Consider the following 22,085-nt stretch of genomic DNA (forward strand, 5'->3'; position numbering starts at 1 on the left):
GGCATGGGTCGCTTGAGGCGTACATCGCAGCGAAGGCCAAGGTGTACGACAACACGCAGGTCGCCTGCGTCTACAACCGGGCCGACGCGAACACGCTGCGGATGGTGGAGGAGGCGGAGGTCGTCGAGGGCGCGCGCGCCATCGGCTTCGGACTGGATGTTCCCGGTCCGAGCGACTTCGGGATCGTGGACGGCATCCTGTGCGATCGCGCGTTCCTGGAGGACCGCGTGAACGCCGCCATCGAGCTGACCACCCTGGACGAGCTCCACGAGGCGGGGCTGGATGCGCCGCACGTGGTCGCGAACATCCTCGCCGCCAGCGCCCTCGCGCGTTCCTACGGCGTCACTCCGCAGACGATCCGCGATGTCCTGACCGCGTTCCGGCTGGATGCGCACCGCATCGAGCTGGTCCGGGTCGAAGCGGGCGTCAGCTGGGTCGACGACTCCAAGGCGACGAACCCCCACGCGGCGGACGCATCGCTGCGCGCCTACCCGTCCGTGGTGTGGCTGGTGGGCGGCCTGCTGAAGGGCGTCGAGGTGGATGCGCTGGTCGCCGCCCACGTGAGCCGCCTCCGTGGCGCTGTGCTCATCGGAGCGGACCGCGAGCCCCTGATGGCTGCATTCCGGCGACACGCGCCGGAGCTTCCGGTGCTGGAGGTCGAGGCCCGCGAGACTGAGGAGGTCATGCCGGCGGCGGTGCGGCTGGCCGGCGGTCTCGCCCGCGAGGGCGACACGGTTCTGCTCGCCCCGGCGGCGGCGTCGATGGACCAGTTCGCCGACTATGCGGAGCGCGGCCGTCGCTTCCAGACGGCGGTCAACGAGTACTTGGGAGGTGAGGCAGATGACGAGTCCGCCTCGCGTCCCGACCCGCATCAGGGCTGAGGAGGCCGAGTCCCGCGCGGGCCGTCTCGGTGCCCTGACCACGCGCATCCAGCTCGGCCGGGCGATGACGTCCGAGTCGGCCAACTACTTCCTCCTGCTCGGCATCACGCTCTTCATGGTCGTGTTCGGCCTTGTGATGGTGCTGTCGTCGTCGGCGGTCGAGTCGCACAACGACAGCAACAACTTCTTCGCGCGCTTCTGGTCGCAGGGCGCGTACGCGCTCGTCGGCCTCCCGCTGATGTTCGTGGTGTCGCGGCTTCCGCGGGCGTTCTGGCGCAGATCGATCTGGTTCTTCCTCGCTGCGGCCTGCTTCCTGCAGGTGCTCGTCCTGCTCACTCCGCTCGGGATGGAGATCGGCGGCAACCGCAACTGGCTCAAGATCGGCTCGCTGACCGTGCAGCCGTCGGAGGCGATCAAACTCGCGCTCGTCGTCTGGCTGGGGATCGTGCTGGCACGGAAGCGCGAGGTGCTCGGCCAGTGGAAGCACGTCGCCATCCCGGTCGTCCCGGTCGCCGGCGGCGCGATCGCCCTGGTGACGCTGGGCGGTGACCTCGGCACGACGATGATCATGGCGGCGCTGGTCCTCGGCGGCCTGTTCTTCGCGGGTGTCCGGATGCGGTACCTGTTCACCGGGGTGGTGGCCGTCGGCGTCGTTGCCTTCTTCGTCGCGATCTCGAGCGCCAGCCGTCTGGGCCGCATCGCCGCGGCGTTCGGCGGGACGAGCGCGGCCAACCCGGATGTCGACTGGCAGATCAACAACGGCTTCTATGCGCTGGCGTCCGGCGGCGTCTTCGGCGTGGGTCTCGGCAATTCGCACTCGAAGTGGTCCTGGCTCCCCGCCGCCGACACGGACTTCATCTTCGCCATCATCGGCGAGGAGCTGGGCCTGATCGGGGCCGTCGTGGTGCTGCTGCTCTTCGTGATGCTCGCGATCGTCTTCCTGCGCATCATCCACTCGTCCACGGATCCGTTCGCCCGGGTGACGACGGCGGCCATCATGGTCTGGCTGATCGGTCAGGCGTTCGTCAACATCGCGGTGGTGCTCGGTGTCATCCCGGTTCTCGGCGTCCCCCTCCCACTGATCTCCGCAGGTGGGACTGCGATGATCAGTTCCATGACCGCCATCGGAATCGTGCTGTCGTTCGCGCGCCAGTCTCACCGTGACTCCCTCGCCGCCCAGCGCCGGGATGCGGAGGGCCTGCGCGCATGACGCGCTACCTTCTCGCCGGCGGGGGCACCGCCGGCCATGTGAACCCCCTGCTCGCCGTCGCCGACCGCCTGCGGCGCGACGACCCCGCCGCCGAGGTGCTGGTCCTCGGGACGGCGGAGGGTCTGGAGGCGCGGCTCGTGCCCCAGCGCGGCTACGAACTGGCGACCATCCCGAAGCTGCCCTTCCCGCGCCGCCCGAATGCCGCGGCCCTGCGTTTCCCGGGGGAGTACCGGCGCTCGATCCGGACGGTGCGCGAGCTGATCCGTTCCCGGGGGATCGACGTCGTGGTGGGGTTCGGCGGCTATGCCGCAGCCCCGGCCTACTCCGCTGCGCGTCGCGAGCGGGTTCCGCTCGTGCTGCACGAGGCGAACGCCCGGCCGGGCCTCGCGAACCGGCTGGGGGCGCGGTACACGCCGTGGGTCGGCGTGGCCTTCGAGGGGACGCCGCTTCCGCATCCCACCTTCGTCGGCATGCCGCTGCGCGTCGAGATCGAGGAGCTCGACCGTGCCGCCGCCCGCACGCCCGCGGCGGCGGAGTTCGGGCTGTCCGCCGATCGCCCCACCCTGCTCGTCACGGGTGGTTCGCTCGGCGCGCGGCGCCTCAACGAGACGATCGTCGCCCGCGCCCGGGAGCTGACCGCCGCCGGCTGGCAGGTACTGCACATCCAGGGCGGACGCGGCGAGCTGACCGACCCCGGTGTGGAGCACTACCGCCTGCTCGACTACTGCGACCGGATGGACCTGGCCTTCGCGCTCACCGACTTCGCCGTGGCCCGCGCGGGCGCTGCGACCGTGTGCGAGTTCGCCGCCCTCGGCATCCCCGCCGTCTACGTGCCCTTCCCGATCGGCAACGGCGAGCAGCGCTTCAACGCGGCCGGCGTCGTCCAGGCCGGGGGAGGGCTCCTCATCGACGACGCCGAGTTCCTTCCCACTTGGGTGGATGCGCACCTCCTGCCCCTGCTCGCCGACACGACCCGCGTCGCCGGGATGGCCGCTCGAGCAGCCTCCTCGGGCGTCCGCGACGGCTCCGACCGCATGGTCGCCCTCATCCATAAATCGCTCTGACCCGGAACCGCCGGCGTCGGCGGCGCCTCGAAGGGTTATGGAGGTTCGCCGCGTAAGCTGCATGGGTGACGATCAAGCCAGACCCGAATCTCACCCTGCCCGACGAGCTCGGAAAGCTGCACTTCGTCGGCATCGGCGGCTCGGGGATGAGCGGCATCGCCCGCCTGTTCCTCGAGGCCGGTTACACGGTGACGGGATCGGATGTGCGGCATTCCGCCAACATCGACACCCTGCGCGGCCTCGGGGCGACGATCACCGTCGGCCACGACGCGGCCAACGTCGGCGACGCCGACACGCTCGTCGTCACGGGGGCCTTGTGGCAGGACAACCCGGAGTACCAGCTGGCGCTGGCGAAGGGCCTTCCGGTGCTGCACCGCTCCCAGGCGCTCGCCTGGCTGATCAAGCGGTCCCGCCTGGTCGCCGTCGCCGGCGCCCACGGGAAGACCACCTCAACCGGCATGATCATCACCGGGCTGCTCGGCCTCGGTGAGGACCCGAGCTTCGTCAACGGCGGCGTGATCGCCTCCCTCGGCAAGAGCTCTCAGACCGGCACCGGCGAGCTGTTCGTGGTGGAGGCGGACGAGTCCGACGGCTCGTTCCTGCTGTACGACACGGCGGTCGCCTTGATCACCAACGTCGACCCGGACCACCTCGACCACTACGGCTCGCTGGAGGCGTTCGAGGATGCGTTCGTCACGTTCGCGCGCGAGGCGGACGAGTTCGTCGTCGTGTCCTCCGACGACCCCGGCGCCGTCCATGTCACACGCCGCCTGCGCGAGGAGGCGCCGGACAAGCGCATCGTCACCTTCGGCGAGGCCGAGGATGCAGAAGTCCGCGTGCACTCCATCGTCACCGACGGTCCGGTGTCCTTCGTGCTCCGCTACCGCGGCGAGGACTACGCGGCCCGCCTGCGCGTTCCCGGCCGCCACAACGCGATCAACGCCGGGGGAGCCTTCGCCGTCCTCACCGGCCTCGGCTTCGACCCGGCCCCAGCTCTCGCGGCCATCGCCGGGTTCGGCGGCACGGAGCGCCGCTTCGAGCTGCACGGGACCGTCGGCGGCGTCAGCGTCTACGACGACTACGCGCACCACCCGACCGAGGTCGCCGCAGCCCTCTCGGCCGCCCGCACCGTGGTCGGGGACGGCCGGATCATCGCCGTCCACCAGCCGCACCTCTACAGCCGCACGCGTCTGTTCGCGCGGGAGTTCGCCGAGACGCTCGAGCAGTACGCGGACGAGACCGTGGTGCTGGACGTCTACGGCGCCCGCGAGGACCCGGAACCTGGCGTCACCGGAGCGCTCGTCGCCGACCGCTTCGCGCATCCCGAGCACGTCGCCTTCATCGCGGACTGGCAGCAGGCCGCCGATCACACCGCGCAGATCGCACGCGAGGGCGACTTCGTGATCACGCTGGGCTGCGGCGACGTGTACCGCATCGTCCCCCAGCTGCTGGACTCGCTGCGCCGGGAGCACCCGGACGCCGTCCCGGCGGAGTAGGCGTTCCGTGAAGCGTCCTCAGGGTTTCGACCGGCAGGAGGCGCCGGCCACGGCGTCCGCCGCGCCGCGTGGAAACGCGGAGGAGCGTGGCGGGCGAGGCCGGGACGAGCCCGCCCCGCGGACCGTCGGAACCGTGACCGAGCCCATCCCCGTGGTGAAGCCGGAGCAGCGGGATCCCGTCCGGTCGCCGCTCCACGCTCCCACGTCCCGCACGGAGAGTTCGCCCTACTCGCGGTTGCCCACGAACCGCGAGATCGACAAGGCGCTGCGCACGGCCCGTCGCGAGCGCAAGCGCGTCGAGCGCGGGGAGGTCCGTCGCTTCACCAAGCGTTCGCGGCGCCGCCGCCTCGCCTGGCTGGCCGCGGCGGGAGTCGTGGCCGCCCTCGTGCTCGCCGTCGCGATCGTCGCGTATTCTCCGCTGCTCGCGCTCAAGCACATCCAGGTGACGGGAACCTCCCGGCTGGATGCGACCGCCATCGAGAAGAAGCTCTCGGATCAGCGGGGCACGCCGCTGCCCCTGCTCAACCAGGCGGGGATCTCCAGCGATCTCGCCGCCTTCCCGCTGATCCGCAGCTACACGGTCGAGAGCCACCCGCCGGACTCGATCGTCGTCCGCGTGGTGGAGCGGCAGCCGGTCGGCGTCATCCAGCAGGGCGGCGCCTACACCCTGGTGGATGCGGCCAAGGTCCCCATCGCGAGCAGCGAGAAGCGGCCGGACGGCTTCCCCCTCATCGCGGCGAGCGGTGGCGCGGCGGACGTGGATGCGGACTCGGGCTTCGCCGCGGCAGCGAGCGTGCTGAGCGCCCTGCCTCCCGGCGTCCTGGCGCAGGTCGATACGATCGCCGCGAAGACGAAGGATGACGTCAGCTTCACCCTCCGGAGCAGGCATGCGACCGTGGTCTGGGGGAGCGCAGAGGACTCCTCGCTGAAGGCCGCGGACCTCGCCGCTCTGCTGAAAAGCGCGGCCGACGCATCCCGTTACGACGTCTCGTCGCCGCACAGCGTGACGACAGGGTAGGGCCGAGATGAACGGCACTTTTCCGACACGCCTGCCGGGTTACCCGGGCGGGGCCACCGCGCACCTAACGTCGGATCGAGAATTGCATACTGAGCAAGACTTTAAGCCTCAACTTGAGGTCGAAGGTTCCCGTGGAGGCCGGACGTGACAGCACAACAGAACTACCTCGCCGTGATCAAGGTCGTCGGCATCGGCGGAGGCGGCGTCAACGCCGTCAACCGCATGATCGAGCTCGGCCTCCGCGGCGTCGAGTTCATCGCCATCAACACGGACGCGCAGGCGCTGCTGATGAGCGACGCCGACGTCAAGCTCGACGTCGGGCGCGAGATCACCCGCGGCCTCGGCGCCGGAGCCGACCCCGAGGTGGGCCGTCGCGCATCGGAGGACCACGCCGAGGAGATCGAGGAAGCCCTCGCGGGCGCCGACATGGTCTTCGTCACGGCGGGTGAGGGCGGCGGCACCGGCACGGGCGGCGCCCCGGTCGTGGCACGCATCGCGAAGTCCATCGGCGCGCTGACGATCGGTGTCGTCACCAAGCCGTTCTCGTTCGAGGGCAAGCGCCGCCAGCAGCAGGCCGAGATCGGCGTCCAGCGGCTGAAGGAAGAGGTCGATACCCTCATCGTGGTGCCGAACGACCGGCTGCTAGAGATCAGCGACCGCGGCATCAGCATGCTGGAGGCGTTCTCCACCGCCGACCAGGTGCTCCTCGCCGGTGTGCAGGGCATCACGGACCTCATCACCACCCCGGGACTCATCAACCTCGACTTCGCCGACGTCAAGTCGGTCATGCAGGGAGCGGGCTCGGCGCTCATGGGGATCGGCTCCTCGCGCGGCGCCGACCGGGCGATCAAGGCGGCAGAGCTCGCCGTCGCCTCGCCGCTCCTGGAGGCGTCGATCGACGGCGCCCACGGCGTCCTGCTCTCCATCCAGGGCGGATCGAACCTCGGGATCTTCGAGATCAACGACGCCGCTCGCCTGGTCCAGGAGGCGGTGCACCCGGAGGCGAACATCATCTTCGGTGCGGTCATCGACGACACCCTCGGCGACGAGGTGCGCGTGACCGTCATCGCGGCCGGCTTCGACGGAGGCGAGCCCAACACGCGGCCCGCGGCGGTCGACGGCCGGCGCGCCAGCTATGTGGAGGCCGGATCGGAGCAGGCGCAGGCGGCCTCCTCCGCTCCGTTCGAAACAGGCGAGGCCGCGGCTCCCGCTCCCGCCGCCGACACCTGGCAGACCGGTGAGAGCCCGGCCGCAGAGGCGGCGCCCCAGAAGGACCCGGCGTTCGACGACGAGAATGACGACCTCGACATCCCCGACTTCCTCAAGTAACGGGCTGGCCGAGCGGCTCGCAGCGGTCCGGGAGGGCGTCGAGGACGCCGCCCGGGCCGCCGGCCGTTCGCCCGGGGAGCTCACGACCATCGTCGTGACGAAGTTCCACCCGGCGTCGCTGGTGCGCGAGCTCGCCGGGCTCGGCGTTCGCGACATGGGGGAGAACCGTCACCAGGAGGCGCAGGCGAAGGCCGCCGAGCTGGCCGGCCTCGACCTCACCTGGCACTTCGTCGGGCAGCTGCAGAGCAAGAAGGCGCGACAGGTGCGGCGATACGCGTCCGTCGTCCACTCGGTCGACCGGCTCTCCCTGGTGGATGCGCTGGCCGCCCGCGAGGGCGAGACCGAGCCGGACCTCGACGTGTTCGTCCAGCTCAACCTGACGGACGACCCGGGCCGCGGCGGCGTCGCCGATCGCGACCTGGAGCCGCTCGTGGAGCACGTGCTCGAAACGCCCGGACTGCGCCTGCTGGGTGTGATGGCGGTCGCTCCGCTCGGAGAGGCGCCCGCCAGCGCCTTCGAGAGGGTGCGCGCCGCCTCCGGCCGCGTCCGCTCGCTCGCCCCGGACGCCTCGGCGATCTCGGCCGGCATGTCGCAGGACTACCGGGAGGCCATCGCCGCCGGCGCGACACACCTTCGGATCGGGACGGCCATTACCGGGAATCGGCCAGAGGTTCGTTAATCTCGAAGCACGAGTTCACGTGCGTGGCGAGGCGTCGCGCAGGTCTGTACGGAGGAAGCCATGGCCAACCCGCTGAAGAAGACGATGGTCTACCTGGGCCTTGCCGACGAGGAGCTGGAGTTCGAGGAGCAGCAGGAGCAGCACCAGCCGCGCCGCGAAGCCCCCACACCGGCTCCGTCGCCCGTTCAGGCCGTCCCCCATCCCGCTCCGGTCGCACCCGCGGCCGGCCGCGCTCCGGTCACGCCGCTGCGCAAGTCGTCCACAGCACGGAATGCATCGGTACAGGAAATGAACGAGATCCTCACGGTCCACCCCCGCCAGTACCGCGACGCTCAGGCGATCGCCGAGTCGTTCCGGGAGGGCATCCCGGTCATCATCAACCTCTCGCAGATGAGCGAGGGCGACGCCCGGCGCCTCGTCGACTTCGCCAGCGGCCTCTCCCAGGGGCTCTACGGCAAGATCGAGCGCGTCACGCCGAAGGTGTTCCTGCTCTCGCCGAGCCACGTCGTGGTCTCCGGCGAGCACGGCGGTCAGGACGCCGACGTCGACGCCTCCTTCTTCGCCCAGGCCTGACGGCACGCGATGCCCGGCTCCACGCGACGCCCGGCTTCACGACGCATAAGCGCATCGGCTCCCTCCGCCTCTTCCGTGGCTGGCAGGGGAGGCGGTGCGCTTTCGTCCATACTGGGTAGGTGTTTGCCGTCTCGATCATCGCGACCGTCGTCTACTACGCGCTACTGATCTACTTCTTCGTGCTGTGGGCCCGGTTCGTGCTCGATCTCGTCCGGGTGTTCGCCCGCCAGTGGCGGCCGCGCGGCTTCGGACTGGTGCTGGCCGAATCCACGTACGTGGTCACCGATCCGCCCATCCGCTTCTTCCGCCGGATCATCCCCCGCGTCTCCATGGGTCCGGTGGCGATCGATTTCGGGTGGAGCCTCACCATGCTGGTGGTCATCATCGGGTTGTACGTGACCCTGGGATTCCGCTGAGTGTTGCTGATGCCCGCACGTGAGCGCCCGTTGTATCGTTGACGAGCCGACGCGCGGACCGCGCGGATGGCTGCGCGAGTCCCATCCGCTTTGCTAGCGTTGGCTGAACGCGTTTCTGTTCCAATTTTTCACGAAGGTGGCTTGCCATGGCGCTGACTCCGGAAGATGTAGTCAACAAGCGGTTCCAGCCGACGAAGTTCCGCGAGGGCTACGACCAGGACGAGGTCGACGACTTCCTCGACGAGGTCGTCGTCGAGCTGCGTCGCCTGAATCAGGAGAACGAGGAGCTCAAGCAGCGTCTCGTGGCCGCCGACTCCCGGATCGCCGAGCTGCAGCGCAGCGGCGGCCAGGGCGGCGCCGTCGCCGCTCCGGCGCAGGCCGACAACGGCGAGACCGAGCGTCTTCAGCGCGAGAACGAGGACCTGCGTCAGCGTCTGGCCCAGGCGCAGCAGGAGGCCGCACAGGCCGCTCAGCAGGCGCAGGCTCAGCCCGCTCCGGCGTACCAGCCGCCGGCGGACGACGCGAACGACCCCAACGCCACCAACAACCTCCTCCAGCTCGCCCGCCGGCTCCACGAGGAGCACGTGCGCGAGGGTGTCGAGAAGCGCGACCAGCTCATCGCCGAGGGGCACGCCACCGCTGCCCGCATCGTCGCAGAGGCCGAGTCGAAGCAGCGCGCCCAGATCAGCGCCCTCGACCAGGAGCGCACCGGTCTCGAGCGTCGCATCGACGAGCTCCGCACGTTCGAGCGCGACTACCGCAAGGGTCTCAAGAGCTACATCGAGAGCCAGCTCCGCGACCTCGACGCTCCCGTCCAGGGTGGCGGCGCCAACCCGGGCCAGAGCCGCGCAGCGGTTCCGGTAGGCGCCGGAAGCGCCGTTCCGGCTCCGGTGCCCGCAGGCGGCTCCGACGACGGCAACCAGGGCCAGCAGGTTGGCCAGCAGCCTCCGGCCTTCCCCGGCTTTGGAGGCTAGTCCCTCCCGGTCCAAGGTCAGCGTCCGGGCCTTGGTGATCCTGGGCTTGGTGGCGCTGTGCGTGTACCTCGTCGACCAGATCGCCAAGCTCCTGGTGGTCGCCCACCTCTACGAGGGCCAGCAGATCCAGGTCCTCGGGCAGCTGCTGCAGTTCCACTTCGTGAAGAACGCGGGCGCAGCGTTCTCGATCGGCACCGGCTCCACGTGGATCTTCTCCATTGTGGGGGTCGGCGTCCTCGGGTTCGTCATCTGGTACGCCCCACGGATCCGGTCGATGGCCTGGGCGGTGCTGTTCGGGCTGCTGCTCGGAGGGCTCCTCGGCAACCTGACCGACCGGTTGTTCCGCGAACCCGGCTTCGGCGTCGGCCACGTGGTCGACTTCCTCCAGATCCCCGTGCTGCCGGCGATCTTCAACCTCGCCGACGTGGCGATCGTGTCGAGCATGGTGCTGTTCCTCCTCCTCACACTGCGCGGCGTCGGCCTCGACGGCCGGCACGCGCCGGACAGTGATGTCGACCCGGAGAACGAGTCGGTCGCGGGCGAGCCTGTGACGGATGAGCCCGTCGCGGGCGAGACGGCGGCGGATAGGCCTGCGTTGGGCGAGCCGGTGACGGAGCAGCCGGTCTCGAATCAGCCCATCTCGAATCAGCCCATCTCGAATCAGCACGACAAACCCCAGAGCTAGATGGAGTCGCGCAGCATCCCGATCCCGGACGGGCTGGACGGCTCGCGCGTCGACGCGGGTCTCGCCAAGCTCCTCGGCTTCTCGCGCAGCTTCGCCGCCGAGATCGCCGAGGCGGGCGGTGTGACGGTGGACGGCCGCGAGGCCGGCAAGTCCGACCGCCTCACGGCCGGCTCCTGGCTCGAGGTGTCGTGGCAGCCGAAGTCGGACGTGCAGATCGTCCCCATCGCCGTCCCCGAGCTCACGATCGTGCACGATGACGACGACATCGTGGTGATCGACAAGCCCGTCGGCGTGGCCGCCCATCCCTCGGTCGGCTGGGAGGGCCCGACGGTGCTGGGCGCGCTGGCCGCCGCGGGCTTCCGGATCTCCACCTCGGGCGCCGCCGAGCGCGCGGGCATCGTCCACCGCCTCGACGCCGGCACGAGCGGCCTCATGGTCGTCGCGAAGTCGGAGCACGCCTACACGGTCCTCAAACGTGCCTTCCACGACCGGACCGTGGAGAAGATCTATCACGCCGTCGTGCAGGGCCACCCCGATCCGCTCACGGGCACGATCGACGCGCCGATCGGCCGGCATCCTCGATCCGACTGGAAGTTCGCCGTGGTCGCGGGAGGGAAGCCGTCCATCACGCACTACGAGACGATCGAGGCGTTCCCCTCGGCGAGCCTCCTCGAGATCCATCTGGAGACCGGCCGGACGCATCAGATCCGTGTCCACATGGCGGCTCAGCGGCACCCCTGCGTGGGCGATTCGATGTACGGGGCCGACCCGGCGCTGAGCGCGCGGCTGGGCCTCTCGCGCCAGTGGCTGCACGCCGTCCAGCTGTCCTTCGACCACCCGGCGACGGGGGAGTGGGTCACCTTCACGACGACCTATCCCGAGGACTTGCAACACGCTCTGGACGTGCTCCGCCTGTCGTAGGTCGCGGTTAGGCTGAAGGGGTCATGAGCGACTCCTTCGTACATCTCCACGTCCACAGCGAGTACTCGATGCTCGACGGCGCGGCGCGGGTCAAACCGCTGGTCGAGGCGGCGGCCGCGCAGGGGATGCCCGGGGTCGCCATCACCGACCACGGCAACATGTTCGGTGCGTTCGACTTCTGGCGCACGGCCGTCGATGCGGGCATCAAGCCGATCATCGGCACCGAGGCGTACCTCACACCCGGCACCCATCGCACCGACAAGACCAGGATCCGCTGGGGCGACGGCGGCGGCGACGATGTCTCGGGCTCGGGCGCATACACCCACATGACGATGCTCGCGGCGACCACCGAGGGCATGCACAACCTGTTCCGGATGTCGTCGTACGCCTCGATGGAGGGCTACTACTTCAAGCCGCGCATGGACCGCGACCTGCTCAGCCGGTACTCGAAGGGCATCATCGCGACCACGGGATGCCCCTCCGGCGAGGTCCAGACGCGCTTGCGCCTCGGCCAGTACGAGGCGGCACGCGAGGCGGCGGCAGAGTTCCGCGACATCTTCGGCCGAGAGAACTTCTTCGCCGAGATCATGGACCACGGCCTCGGCATCGAGCGCCGGATCATGTCCGACCTCATCCGGCTGGCGAAAGATCTGGGCCTGCCGCTGGTGGGGACCAACGACCTGCACTACACGCACGCCGAGGATGCGAAGAGTCACGCCGCCCTGCTCTGCGTGCAGTCCGGCTCCACCCTCGACGATCCCAACCGGTTCAAGTTCGACGCCGACGAGTTCTACCTCAAGACGCCGGAGCAGATGCGGCAGCTGTTCCGCGACTATCCCGAAGCGTGCGACAACACCCTGGCGATCGCCGAGCGCTGCGACGTGCAGTTCGACACGGCCGCGAACTATATGCCGCGCTTCCCCGTCCCCGAGGGCGAGACGGAGCAGACCTGGTTCGTGAAGGAGGTCGAGCGGGGCCTCGAGCAGCGCTACCCGGGCGGCATCACCCCCGAGGTGCGCAAGCAGGCCGACTACGAGATCGGCGTCATCTCGCAGATGGGCTTCCCGGGTTACTTCCTCGTGGTCGCCGACTTCATCAACTGGTCGAAGCGCAACGGGATCCGCGTGGGCCCCGGCCGCGGATCCGGCGCCGGCTCGATGGCCGCCTACGCCATGCGGATCACCGACCTCGACCCGCTGCAGCACGGCCTCATCTTCGAGCGCTTCCTCAACCCCGACCGCGTCTCCATGCCCGACTTCGACGTCGACTTCGACGACCGCCGCCGCGGCGAGGTCATCAAGTACGTGACCGAGAAGTACGGCTCGGAGCGCGTCGCCCAGATCGTCACGTACGGCACCATCAAGGCCAAGCAGGCGCTGAAGGACTCCGGGCGTGTGCTCGGCTTCCCCTTCTCGATGGGTGAGAAGCTCACCAAGGCGATGCCGCCGCCCGTGATGGGCAAGGACATCCCGCTCACCGGCATCTTCGACAAGGACCACCCGCGCTACAAAGAGGCGGTCGACATCCGCGCGGTCGTCGAGACCGACCCGGAGGCGAAGACCGTCTTCGACACGGCTCTCGGGCTCGAGAACCTGAAGCGCCAGTGGGGCGTGCACGCGGCAGGCGTCATCATGTCGTCCGACCCGCTGATCGACATCATCCCGATCATGAAGCGGGAGCAGGACGGCCAGATCGTCACGCAGTTCGACTACCCGGCCTGCGAGTCCCTCGGACTCATCAAGATGGACTTCCTGGGGCTGCGCAACCTCACCATCATCAACGACGCCCTCGACAACATCCGCGACAACCGCGGCGAGGAGCTCGTCCTCGAGGAGCTCGCGCTCGACGACCGTCCCGCCTACGAGCTCCTCTCGCGCGGTGACACGCTGGGCGTGTTCCAGCTCGACGGCGGCCCGATGCGATCGCTCCTGCGGCTCATGAAGCCGGACAACTTCGAGGACATCTCGGCGCTCATCGCGCTCTACCGGCCGGGCCCCATGGGCGCGAACTCGCACACGAACTACGCGCTGCGCAAGAACGCCCAGCAGGCGATCACGCCCATCCACCCGGAGCTCGCCGAGCCGCTCGCCGAGATCCTCTCCACGAGCTACGGCCTCATCATCTACCAGGAGCAGGTGATGGCGATCGCGCAGAAGGTCGCCGGATTCTCGCTCGGCCAAGCAGACATCCTGCGCCGCGCGATGGGCAAGAAGAAGAAGTCCGAACTCGACAAGCAGTTCGAAGGCTTCTCGTCGGGAATGGCCGCCAACGGCTACTCGATGGAGGCCGTGAACAAGCTCTGGGAGATCCTGCTCCCGTTCTCCGACTACGCGTTCAACAAAGCGCACTCGGCCGCCTACGGCGTCATCTCGTACTGGACCGCCTACCTGAAGGCGCACTACCCCGCGGAGTACATGGCGGCGCTGCTGACGAGCGTCGGCGACTCCAAGGACAAGATGGCCCTCTACCTCAACGAGTGCCGCCGCATGGGCATCAAGGTGCTGCCGCCGGACGTCAACGAATCCAACCTGTACTTCGCCGCCGTCGGCGAGGACATCCGCTTCGGGATGGGCGCGGTCCGCAACGTCGGGGCGAACGTCGTCGAGGGGGTCCGGGAGGCGCGCGAGAGCAAGGGCCGCTTCGAGACGTTCCACGACTTCCTGAACAAGGTGCCCATCCACGCCGCGAACAAGCGGACGGTCGAGTCGCTCATCAAGGCGGGCGCGTTCGACTCGCTCGGCCACACCCGCCGTGCACTCATCGAGGTCCACGAGGATGCGGTCGAGTCGGCTGTCAAGATCAAGCGCAACGAGGCGAACGGCGATGTCGGGTTCGACTTCGACAGCCTATGGGGCGAGGACGAGGCGACGCAGACGCAGCACCACATCCCGCAGCGTCCGGAGTGGGCGAAGCGCGACAAGCTGGCGTTCGAGCGCGAGATGCTCGGACTGTACGTCTCCGACCATCCCCTCGCGGGCCTCGAGCTGCAGCTGGCCAAGCTCGCGAGTACGTCGATCGCCGAGCTGGTGGGCTCCGAGAGCATCCAGGACGGCGAGACCGTCACGATCGCCGGTCTTGTGACGAGCGTGCAGCACCGTGTCGCGAAGGCTTCCGGCAACCAGTACGGGATGATCCAGGTCGAGGACTTCGGCGGCGAGCTGACCGTCATGTTCATGGGCAAGGCGTACCAGGAGTACTCTCCGCAGCTGGTCGGAGACGCGATCGTGGTCGTCCGCGGCCGGGTGAGCCTGCGCGACGACGGGATGAACCTGCACGCGTTCTCGCTGATGACGCCCGACGTGGGCCAGGCGAACGACTCGGGGCCGCTCGTGATCACGATGCCGGACCAGCGCGCGACGACCGACACCGTCCTGTCCCTGAGCGAGGTCCTCGGCCGTCACCCGGGCGAGAGCGAGGTGCGCCTGCGGCTGGTGAAGGGTCAGGTCGCGCGGGTGTTCGAGGTTCCCCGGCCGGTCACCGTCAGCGCGGACCTCTACGGGGAGCTGAAGGGCCTGCTCGGTCCCAACTGCCTCGTCTGACGCCACCCCTCAGCGCCTCGCGCCTCCGCGCCTCCGCCCCCATCCGCGCCCTCCGCTGCCGCTCCCGCTGCCTCCGCTCCCGCTCCCGCTCCCTCCGCCGAGGTGCTCGTTGTTGCACCCGACACGCCGTCTGGGGCTGCAACAACGAGCACTTCGCCGGAAGGGTGGGGGCGAAGGGGGACGCGCTCGTCCCGCCGAGGTGCTCGTAGTTGCGTCCGACACGCCGGTTCGGGCTGCAACAACGAGCACTTCGGCGGAAGGGCGGGGGCGGAAGGGCGGGGCCGGCGGGACGGAGGGCTCGGGTCAGACGGCGGTGCCGGGGCGCCAGTAGGTGCGCTCGTGGTAGACGAGGGGAGCGTCGTCCTCGCCAAGACCGCCCTCCTCGATCTGCACGATCACGACGGCGCTGTTGTGCACCTCGGTGCGTTCGAGGATGCGTCCGACCATCCAGGCGGTCGTGTCCTTGATCACGGGCAGTCCGTGCGGGCCGCGGTACCAGTGGTCGCCGAGGAAGCGCTGCTGGTTGTCCCCCGAGAGGATCTGCGCGACGTCGCGGTTCCGCACACCGAGGGTGTGGATGACGACCCGGTCGGTCTCCGCGATCGCGGGCCAGCTCGACGCCGACAGCGACATGTTGAACGTGGCGAGGGGCGGCACCGCGGCGAGCGAGGCCAGGGAGGTCGCCGTGAAGCCGACCGGAGTGCCGTCGGAGGTCTGTGCCGTGATCAACGCCACCCCGGCCGCGTGACGGCGGAACGTCTGCCGGAACGCCGCGAGATCGGGTGTCGCGTCGCTGACGGCGCCGTCGGTGGGGTCGGGGGATGCGCTGTTCATACTGTGGGTACAAGCTCGAATCTGTCGGGACCATTCCGCGCGGGGGTGACCGGCGCGAACCGTTAGGCTGGTCGGGCCATGATCCAGACCATCGACCTCCGCGGTGTCCAGCCTACTCGCGCCGCCTTCCAGCGCCTGGTGCCCCGTCCGGTCGTCGACGTGCACGCCGCGATGTCCGTCGCCACCGAGCTGATCGAGGATGTGCGGCGGCGCGGCCTCGCGGCGCTGACCGAGCAGGCCGAGCGCTTCGACGGCGGCGCTCCCGCGTCCGTGCGGGTGCCGCAGTCCGAGATCGACGCGGCCGTGCAGGCGCTCCCCGCCGAGGTCCGCGAGGCCTTGGAGGAGGCGATCGCACGCGTCCGAGAGGCGACGGCCGCACAGGTTCCGCCCGCCGCCGAGACCGCAATCCGCCCGGGCGCGACCATCGTGCAGCGCTGGCAGCCGGTCGAGCGCGCCGGGCTCTACGTGCCCGGTGGCAAGGCCGTGTATCCGTCGAGCGTGGTGATGAACGCCGTTCCCGCCCAGGTCGCCGGCGTCGCTTCCGTCGCTCTCGCCAGTCCGCCGCAGCGCCAGTTCGGAGGCGCGGTCCACCCCGCGATCCTGGGCGCCGCCGGGCTGCTGGGGATCGACGAGGTGTACGCGATGGGAGGCGCCGGTGCGATCGGCGCGCTCGCGTACGGCGTCGAAGACCTGGGTCTGGAGCCGGTGCAGGTCATCACCGGACCGGGCAACATCTACGTCGCGGCGGCCAAGCGGGTCGTGCGCGGTCAGGCCGGCATCGACTCCGAAGCGGGAACGACCGAGATCCTCGTCATCGCCGACGATGCGGCGGATGCAGGCTATGTCGCGGCCGACCTCGTGAGCCAGGCGGAGCACGACGAGGCGGCCGCCTCCCTGCTCGTCACCGACAGCCCGGCGTTCGCCGAACGGGTGGTCGCTGAGCTGGGCCGGCAGGCGGACGCCACGAAGCACGCCGAGCGCGTCCGGACCGCCCTGGGCGGCCCGCAGTCGGCGATCGTCCTGGTCGACGACCTGGCCGCGGCAGCCGTCTTCAGCGACGCCTACGGACCGGAGCACCTCGAGCTGCAGACGGCGGATCCGGAGGCGCTGCTCGCGTCCATCCACAATGCCGGCGCCATCTTCCTCGGGGCCACGTCCCCCGTCAGCCTGGGGGACTACCTCGCCGGGTCCAACCACGTACTCCCGACCGGCGGCCAGGCCCGCTTCTCGCCCGGTCTCGGCGCTTACTCGTTCCTCCGGCCGCAGCAGGTCGTGAGTTACGACCGGGATGCGCTGCGCGAGGTCGCAGACCGCATCGTCGCGCTCTCGACGGCCGAGGACCTCCCCGCGCACGGGGACGCGGTGACCGCGCGCTTCCGCCCGGGCGGCCCGGCCGACTCCGAGCGGTAGAATCCCACCATGTTCTGCCCCTTCTGCCGTCACCCGGACTCCCGCGTCATCGACTCGCGGACCAGCGACGACGGGCTCTCCATCCGCCGCCGCCGGCAGTGCCCGGAATGCGGCCGCCGCTTCTCGACCACCGAGACGGCGAGCCTGAGTGTGATCAAGCGCAGCGGGGTGGCCGAACCGTTCAGCCGCGAGAAGATCGTCCTCGGCGTGCGGAAGGCCTGCCAGGGCCGGCCGGTGACCGACTCCGACTTGGCGGTGCTGGCGCAGAAGGTGGAGGAGACCATCCGATCCACCGGCGCGTCGCAGATCGAGGCGAACGACGTGGGTCTCGCGATCCTCCCGGAGCTGCGGGAGCTGGACGAGGTCGCCTACCTGCGCTTCGCGAGCGTCTACCAGGCGTTCGACTCCCTCGACGACTTCGAGGAGGCCATCCGCTCGCTGCGCCTCGCGCACCGTGCGGAAACGGTGGATGTGCCCTGACGGGTATTCTTGAACAGGCATGTATCGCGCACTGTTCGACCTCATCCTGTCCCGGCTCGACCCCGAGCGCGCCCACCATCTCGCGTTCCTGGTGATCCGCGCCCTCCCGGCCCTGGGCCTGGGCGGGCTGGCCCGGCGCTACACCGCGCCCGATCCGTCGCTGGCGGTCGACGCGCTCGGGCTGCGGTTCGCCTCCCCGTTCGGTGTGGCCGCGGGCTTCGACAAGGACGGCGAGGCTGTGCTGGGCCTCGGCGCGCTCGGCTTCGGCCACGTCGAGGTCGGCACGGTCACCGCACGCCCGCAGCCCGGAAACGAGAAGCCACGGCTGTTCCGCCTCATCCCGGACCGCGCCGTCATCAACCGGATGGGCTTCAACAACAACGGCGCAGGATGCGCCGCCAACCAGCTGCTGCGGGTGCGCCGCGCCCGGCGGCGTCCCGTCCTCGGCGTGAACATCGGCAAGTCGCGGGTGGTCGCCGTCGAGGATGCCACGGCCGACTACCTGACGAGCGCCCGCGCCCTCGCGCCGGTCGCCGACTACCTGGTCGTGAACGTCAGCTCGCCGAACACCCCGGGGCTCCGCGGCCTGCAGGAGCTCGAGCTGCTCGCACCGCTCCTGACCGCCGTGAAGGAGGTCGCGGGCGACACGCCGCTCCTGGTGAAGATCGCTCCGGACCTCACCGACGACCAGGTGGAGAGGATCGCGCGACTCACGGTCGAACTCGGTCTCGCCGGCATCATCGCGACCAACACCACCATCGCCCGGGAGGGCCTGCGCACCGACCCAGCAGTCGTCGAGGCAGCGGGAGCAGGTGGCCTGAGCGGTGCGCCGCTCGCCGAACGCTCGCTCGAGGTGCTGCGTCTGATCCGGGCGGTCGTCCCGCCGGAGCTCTGCGTGATCTCCGTCGGCGGTGTCGAGACGGCAGAGGACGTGCAGGAGCGGCGAGATGCGGGCGCCACCCTGGTGCAGGGCTACACCGCGTTCCTCTACCGCGGCCCGCTGTGGGCGCGGCAGATCAACCGGGGACTGCTACGCCTCCGGAGTGCCCTGGTGGAAGCGTAGACGCCAGCGTCCCGAGCTGCGCACCCAGAGGGAGCTGCGCAGTGTCGCGCCCCGCGCATCCACGGTCCGCGTCGTGAGGAGCAGCGCCTCGGGAGCGACCCGGTCGACGCCGAGCACGTCGAGTTCGCCGGCGGGGGAGTTCTCGTCCGCGAGCTCGGAGATGAGGGCGTCGCGGCCCCACACCCGGCCCGAGCGGCCGATCTCCTCGAAGGAGGGATGCAGCAGCTCGGCGAGTCGCGAGGCGTCGGAACGCACGCCGGGTTCGAGCAGTTCGCGCTCCAGCCGCGCGACGGCCTCCTCGTCCGTCTCCTCGGGCGGAAGGCCGTCGAAGAGGTCGAACTCGAGGGCGGCGTCGTCCGTCGCGGTCGCCGTCGGCGAGAACTCCGGCGCCAGCTCCGGCTCCGGCTCCGGCGTCGCGGAAGCAGCTGCAGCCTGAGCCGCGACCGCGTTCCCGGGCCAGCCCGGGCCGATCGGGATCGGGTCGCCCTTCTGATACGCGGTGGCCACGGCACGGGCGCGCACGTCCGCGGCCTCGTTCAGCTCGTGGCCGGCGTGGCCCTTCACCCACTCGAAGGTGAAGCGGCGGCCCTGGAGCGCGCGGTCCAGGCGCTCGAGCAGCTCGCGGTTCAGCACGGGGGCGCCGTCCGCCTTGCGCCAGCCTTTGCGCTTCCAGCCGGGCATCCATTTCGTGACCGCGTTGATCACATACTGGCTGTCGCAGTAGATGTGGAGGTCGTCGTCCAGGTGGGCCGTGGCCTCGAGCAGGTCGATGACCGCCATGAGCTCGCCCTGGTTGTTGGTGCCATGCGGCCAGCCGCCGGCCGACCAGTGGGCGTCGTCCACGTACCAGGCCCAGCCGGCCGGGCCGGGGTTGCCGAGGGCGGACCCGTCCGCCGCCGCAATGATCGCCACGTCAGCTGGGGAAACGGCCGCGCTTGACCTGCGGCTTGGGCAGGCGCATCACGCGCAGCTGCAGGGCACGCATCGCGGCGTACCAGCGCAGGCCGCGCTCGACCTTGCTCGCGCCGAACTTCGCGGCGATGCGCTTCCGCACCAGGAAGCCGAGGACGATGCAGTCGATCACCGCGATCAGGAAGAAGCCCCAGAGGGCGAACAGTCCGTACGCCTGCAGGAGCGGGGACGGCAGGAAGGTCAGCACGATCACCAGCGGCATGATCGGGATGAGGAACTCGCCGATCGAGAAGCGCGCGTCCACGTAGTCGCGGACGTAGCGGCGCTGTGGACCGCGGTCGCGGGCCGTCAGATAGCGGTCATCCCCGGCCGCCATGCCCACGCGGGCCTTGTCGCGCGCCTCTGCCTGCCGCCGGCGCGCCATCCGGGCCGCCTCCTTGCGGTCGGTGGGGACGAGCGGGCGCTTCCGTGCGGCCTCCTGCTCGCGGCGGGAGGGCGTCGGCGCCCCCTTGCCCTGCTTCAGCCGGGCAGCCGTCTCTTCGGGGGTCTCGGCTGCGGGCGTTTCCGCGTCGCTCGCCGGGTTCTGTCGTTTCGCCAACTTCGAGCCTTCGGTTGTGGGGTCCGCTTAAGATTACCCGCATGACAGAGAGCCAGCTGACCCCCGTTTCCGCATCCGACGACACGGCCGCCGCCGATTCCCCGGACGGCGTCGAGCAGGAGGTCCGCGCAGCGGTCCACGCCGGGCTGCCGTCGGCGATCGCGGACCTCGCGCAGCTCGTCCGCATCCCCTCGGTGTCGTGGTCGGCGTTCGACCCGGCGAACGTGCGGCGGAGTGCGGATGCGGTGTCCGCTCTGCTGACGGAGACGGGCGTCTTCGACCGCGTCGAGGTGAAGCAGGCGCCTATCCCCTCGCGGGGGGACGACGGTGGCGACGAGGCACTGGGCCAGCCGGCCGTGCTGGCCACCCGTGCCGCGCGGAACGGCAGGCCGACGGTCCTGCTCTACGCCCACCACGATGTGCAGCCCGAGGGCGATGCGGCGGACTGGAAGACCCCGCCGTTCGAGCCGACCGTCCGTGGCGACCGGCTGTACGGCCGCGGCGCCGCGGACGACAAGGCGGGGGTGATGTCGCACGTGGCCACCGTGCGCGCCCTGCATGAGGCTCTGGGCGACGACCTCGATCTCGGCCTCGCGGTCTTCATCGAGGGCGAGGAGGAGTTCGGCTCGCGCTCCTTCTCGAACTTCCTCCAGCAGAACTCCGCCGCGCTGGCAGCCGACGTGATCGTCGTCGCCGACTCCGACAACGTCGACGTGGACACTCCGGCGCTCACGGTCTCGCTGCGCGGCAACGTGACGTTCCGGCTCACCGTCTCGACGCTCGAGCACGCCTCCCACTCCGGGATGTACGGAGGTGCTGCTCCGGATGCGATGCTCGCGGCGGTGAAACTGCTCGCGACGCTCCACGACGACGACGGCGCCGTGGCCGTCGAGGGCCTGCGGTCGTACACGGAGGCAGCCGAGCCACCCGCGTTCAGCGAGGAGAAGCTGGCCGAGGACGCCGCCTTCCTTCCCGGCGTCCGGAGCATCGGGCGCGGCCCGATCCTGTCGCGGATGTGGTCGCAGCCGACCATCACGGTGACCGGCATCGACGCCCCCAGCGTGGCCAACGCCTCCAACACCCTCCTGCCGAGCGTGTCCGTCCGGATCAGCTCCCGCGTCGCGCCGGGGCAGCCGGCCCGCGAGGCCTACGAGGCGCTCGAGCGACACCTGCGGGCCCACGCCCCGTTCGGGGCGGATATCGCCATCGACGATGTCGACCTCGGCGACCCGTTCCTCGTCGACACGGCGGGCTGGGCCGCGAGCGAGGCGAAGCGCGCCATGACCGACGCCTGGGGCGCGGAGGCGGTCGAGACCGGGATCGGCGGCTCCATCCCGTTCATCGCCGACCTGGTCCGGGAGTTCCCCGAGGCCCAGATCCTGGTGACCGGGGTCGAGGACCCGGACACGCGTGCGCACAGCCCGAACGAGTCCCTCCACCTCGGGGTGTTCAAGCGTGCAGTGCTCGCCGAGGCGCTCCTTCTCACGCGGCTGAACGCGAGAGAATCCTGAGCGGATCGGCCGCGGTCGCAGAAATCGCAGCCGAGCGACGTACAATCGACGCAGATTTCGTTTCCGAAGCCTGAATCATCCTTTGTGAGGAGCCCGATGTCCGACACGACGCTGACCGCGACCAAGGCCCACGGAGTCGGCCTGACCGACACCGCGGCATCCAAGGTCAGGAGCCTGCTCGAGCAGGAAGGCCGCGACGACCTGCGTCTGCGCGTCGCCGTCCAGCCCGGCGGCTGCTCCGGTCTGATCTACCAGCTGTACTTCGACGAGCGGATGCTCGACGGGGACGCGACCGTCGATTTCGACGGTGTGGAGGTCATCGTGGACAAGATGAGCGTCCCGTACCTGGACGGCGCCACGATCGACTTCGAGGACACCATCCAGAAGCAGGGCTTCACGATCGACAACCCTAACGCGACCGGTTCGTGCGCCTGTGGAGACTCCTTCCACTGAGTTCCATAGCACACGAAAACACACAGGGCCGCCCTCCAC

21 protein-coding genes are annotated in these 22,085 nt (G+C 70.0%); 18 read left to right on the forward strand and 3 right to left on the reverse strand.

Annotated features, from left to right (window positions below; translation table 11 throughout):
- The 13 genes from ACPYOG_RS12850 to dnaE form a co-directional block, all read left to right on the forward strand.
- Positions 1 to 881, forward strand: an 881-nt coding sequence (locus tag ACPYOG_RS12850) for a Mur ligase family protein (RefSeq protein ID WP_481294586.1), incomplete at its 5' end; no start/stop codon positions are given.
- A complete protein-coding gene (gene ftsW / locus ACPYOG_RS12855) occupies positions 841 to 2,091 on the forward strand; it encodes a putative lipid II flippase FtsW (RefSeq protein ID WP_481294587.1) in 1,251 nt (416 codons plus the stop codon). The genes ACPYOG_RS12850 and ftsW, both read left to right, overlap by 41 nt.
- Positions 2,088 to 3,155 (forward strand): UDP-N-acetylglucosamine--N-acetylmuramyl-(pentapeptide) pyrophosphoryl-undecaprenol N-acetylglucosamine transferase, encoded by a 1,068-nt coding sequence (locus ACPYOG_RS12860; RefSeq protein WP_481294588.1) that lies wholly within the window; start codon positions 2,088 to 2,090, stop codon positions 3,153 to 3,155. The genes ftsW and ACPYOG_RS12860 overlap by 4 nt, the downstream gene beginning before the upstream one ends.
- A gap of 65 nt (positions 3,156 to 3,220) precedes the next feature.
- A complete protein-coding gene (gene murC / locus ACPYOG_RS12865) occupies positions 3,221 to 4,651 on the forward strand; it encodes a UDP-N-acetylmuramate--L-alanine ligase (protein WP_481294589.1) in 1,431 nt (476 codons plus the stop codon).
- Between the two features lie 7 nt (positions 4,652 to 4,658).
- Complete coding sequence (locus tag ACPYOG_RS12870; protein ID WP_481294590.1) at positions 4,659 to 5,669, forward strand: FtsQ-type POTRA domain-containing protein; 1,011 nt, start codon at positions 4,659 to 4,661, stop codon at positions 5,667 to 5,669.
- A 144-nt stretch (positions 5,670 to 5,813) separates the two neighbouring features.
- The gene (ftsZ, locus tag ACPYOG_RS12875) at positions 5,814 to 6,998 is read left to right on the forward strand and encodes a cell division protein FtsZ (RefSeq protein WP_481294591.1); all 1,185 of its coding nucleotides are present in this window, start codon (positions 5,814 to 5,816) and stop codon (positions 6,996 to 6,998) included.
- Entirely contained in the window at positions 6,964 to 7,677 is a 714-nt protein-coding gene (locus ACPYOG_RS12880; protein WP_481294592.1) for a YggS family pyridoxal phosphate-dependent enzyme, read from the forward strand. Before ftsZ ends, ACPYOG_RS12880 begins: the two co-directional genes overlap by 35 nt.
- Before the next feature lie 60 nt (positions 7,678 to 7,737).
- Entirely contained in the window at positions 7,738 to 8,250 is a 513-nt protein-coding gene (locus ACPYOG_RS12885) for a cell division protein SepF (protein ID WP_481294593.1), read from the forward strand.
- Positions 8,251 to 8,369: 119 nt separating this feature from the next.
- Complete coding sequence (locus ACPYOG_RS12890) at positions 8,370 to 8,666, forward strand: YggT family protein (RefSeq protein ID WP_481294594.1); 297 nt, start codon at positions 8,370 to 8,372, stop codon at positions 8,664 to 8,666.
- 146 nt (positions 8,667 to 8,812) lie between these two features.
- Positions 8,813 to 9,640 (forward strand): DivIVA domain-containing protein, encoded by an 828-nt coding sequence (locus tag ACPYOG_RS12895; protein ID WP_481294595.1) that lies wholly within the window; start codon positions 8,813 to 8,815, stop codon positions 9,638 to 9,640.
- Between the two features lie 34 nt (positions 9,641 to 9,674).
- Positions 9,675 to 10,325, forward strand: coding sequence for a signal peptidase II (lspA, locus tag ACPYOG_RS12900; RefSeq protein WP_481294605.1), 651 nt, complete (start codon positions 9,675 to 9,677; stop codon positions 10,323 to 10,325).
- Positions 10,326 to 11,246, forward strand: a complete 921-nt coding sequence (locus ACPYOG_RS12905) for an RluA family pseudouridine synthase (protein ID WP_481294596.1) — start codon at positions 10,326 to 10,328, stop codon at positions 11,244 to 11,246.
- A 23-nt stretch (positions 11,247 to 11,269) separates the two neighbouring features.
- Positions 11,270 to 14,785 (forward strand): DNA polymerase III subunit alpha, encoded by a 3,516-nt coding sequence (gene dnaE / locus ACPYOG_RS12910; RefSeq protein ID WP_481294597.1) that lies wholly within the window; start codon positions 11,270 to 11,272, stop codon positions 14,783 to 14,785.
- Between the two features lie 303 nt (positions 14,786 to 15,088).
- Here the strand turns inward: dnaE and ACPYOG_RS12915 are convergent, their stop codons facing one another.
- On the reverse strand, positions 15,089 to 15,619 hold the full coding sequence (locus ACPYOG_RS12915) for a flavin reductase family protein (RefSeq protein WP_481294598.1): 531 nt from the start codon (positions 15,617 to 15,619) through the stop codon (positions 15,089 to 15,091).
- A 78-nt stretch (positions 15,620 to 15,697) separates the two neighbouring features.
- Here ACPYOG_RS12915 and hisD point away from each other — a divergent pair, with 78 nt between their 5' ends.
- From hisD to ACPYOG_RS12930, 3 genes are read left to right on the forward strand one after another with little or no spacing between them, the layout of a single operon-like run.
- The gene (gene hisD, locus ACPYOG_RS12920; protein WP_481294599.1) at positions 15,698 to 17,029 is read left to right on the forward strand and encodes a histidinol dehydrogenase; all 1,332 of its coding nucleotides are present in this window, start codon (positions 15,698 to 15,700) and stop codon (positions 17,027 to 17,029) included.
- 9 nt (positions 17,030 to 17,038) lie between these two features.
- Complete coding sequence (gene nrdR / locus ACPYOG_RS12925) at positions 17,039 to 17,509, forward strand: transcriptional regulator NrdR (RefSeq protein ID WP_090038610.1); 471 nt, start codon at positions 17,039 to 17,041, stop codon at positions 17,507 to 17,509.
- 19 nt (positions 17,510 to 17,528) lie between these two features.
- A complete protein-coding gene (locus tag ACPYOG_RS12930; RefSeq protein WP_481294600.1) occupies positions 17,529 to 18,572 on the forward strand; it encodes a quinone-dependent dihydroorotate dehydrogenase in 1,044 nt (347 codons plus the stop codon).
- Here the strand turns inward: ACPYOG_RS12930 and ACPYOG_RS12935 are convergent.
- Both ACPYOG_RS12935 and ACPYOG_RS12940 read right to left on the reverse strand, forming a co-directional pair.
- Positions 18,540 to 19,484, reverse strand: a complete 945-nt coding sequence (locus tag ACPYOG_RS12935) for an RNase H family protein (protein ID WP_481294601.1) — start codon at positions 19,482 to 19,484, stop codon at positions 18,540 to 18,542. The two genes, ACPYOG_RS12930 and ACPYOG_RS12935, sit on opposite strands and share 33 nt — an antisense overlap.
- A 1-nt stretch (position 19,485) precedes the next feature.
- On the reverse strand, positions 19,486 to 20,082 hold the full coding sequence (locus ACPYOG_RS12940) for a DUF3043 domain-containing protein (protein WP_481294602.1): 597 nt from the start codon (positions 20,080 to 20,082) through the stop codon (positions 19,486 to 19,488).
- A 41-nt stretch (positions 20,083 to 20,123) separates the two neighbouring features.
- Between ACPYOG_RS12940 and ACPYOG_RS12945 the strand changes: the two genes are divergently transcribed.
- Together ACPYOG_RS12945 and erpA are read left to right on the forward strand one after the other, a co-directional pair.
- Positions 20,124 to 21,593: a M20/M25/M40 family metallo-hydrolase gene (locus tag ACPYOG_RS12945; RefSeq protein ID WP_481294603.1), complete on the forward strand. Its 1,470-nt coding sequence runs from the start codon at positions 20,124 to 20,126 to the stop codon at positions 21,591 to 21,593.
- 96 nt (positions 21,594 to 21,689) lie between these two features.
- Complete coding sequence (gene erpA / locus ACPYOG_RS12950) at positions 21,690 to 22,046, forward strand: iron-sulfur cluster insertion protein ErpA (protein ID WP_481294604.1); 357 nt, start codon at positions 21,690 to 21,692, stop codon at positions 22,044 to 22,046.
- Positions 22,047 to 22,085: the final 39 nt, after the last annotated feature.

The sequence above is a fragment of the Leifsonia sp. HAY1-4F genome (genome assembly GCF_056755275.1).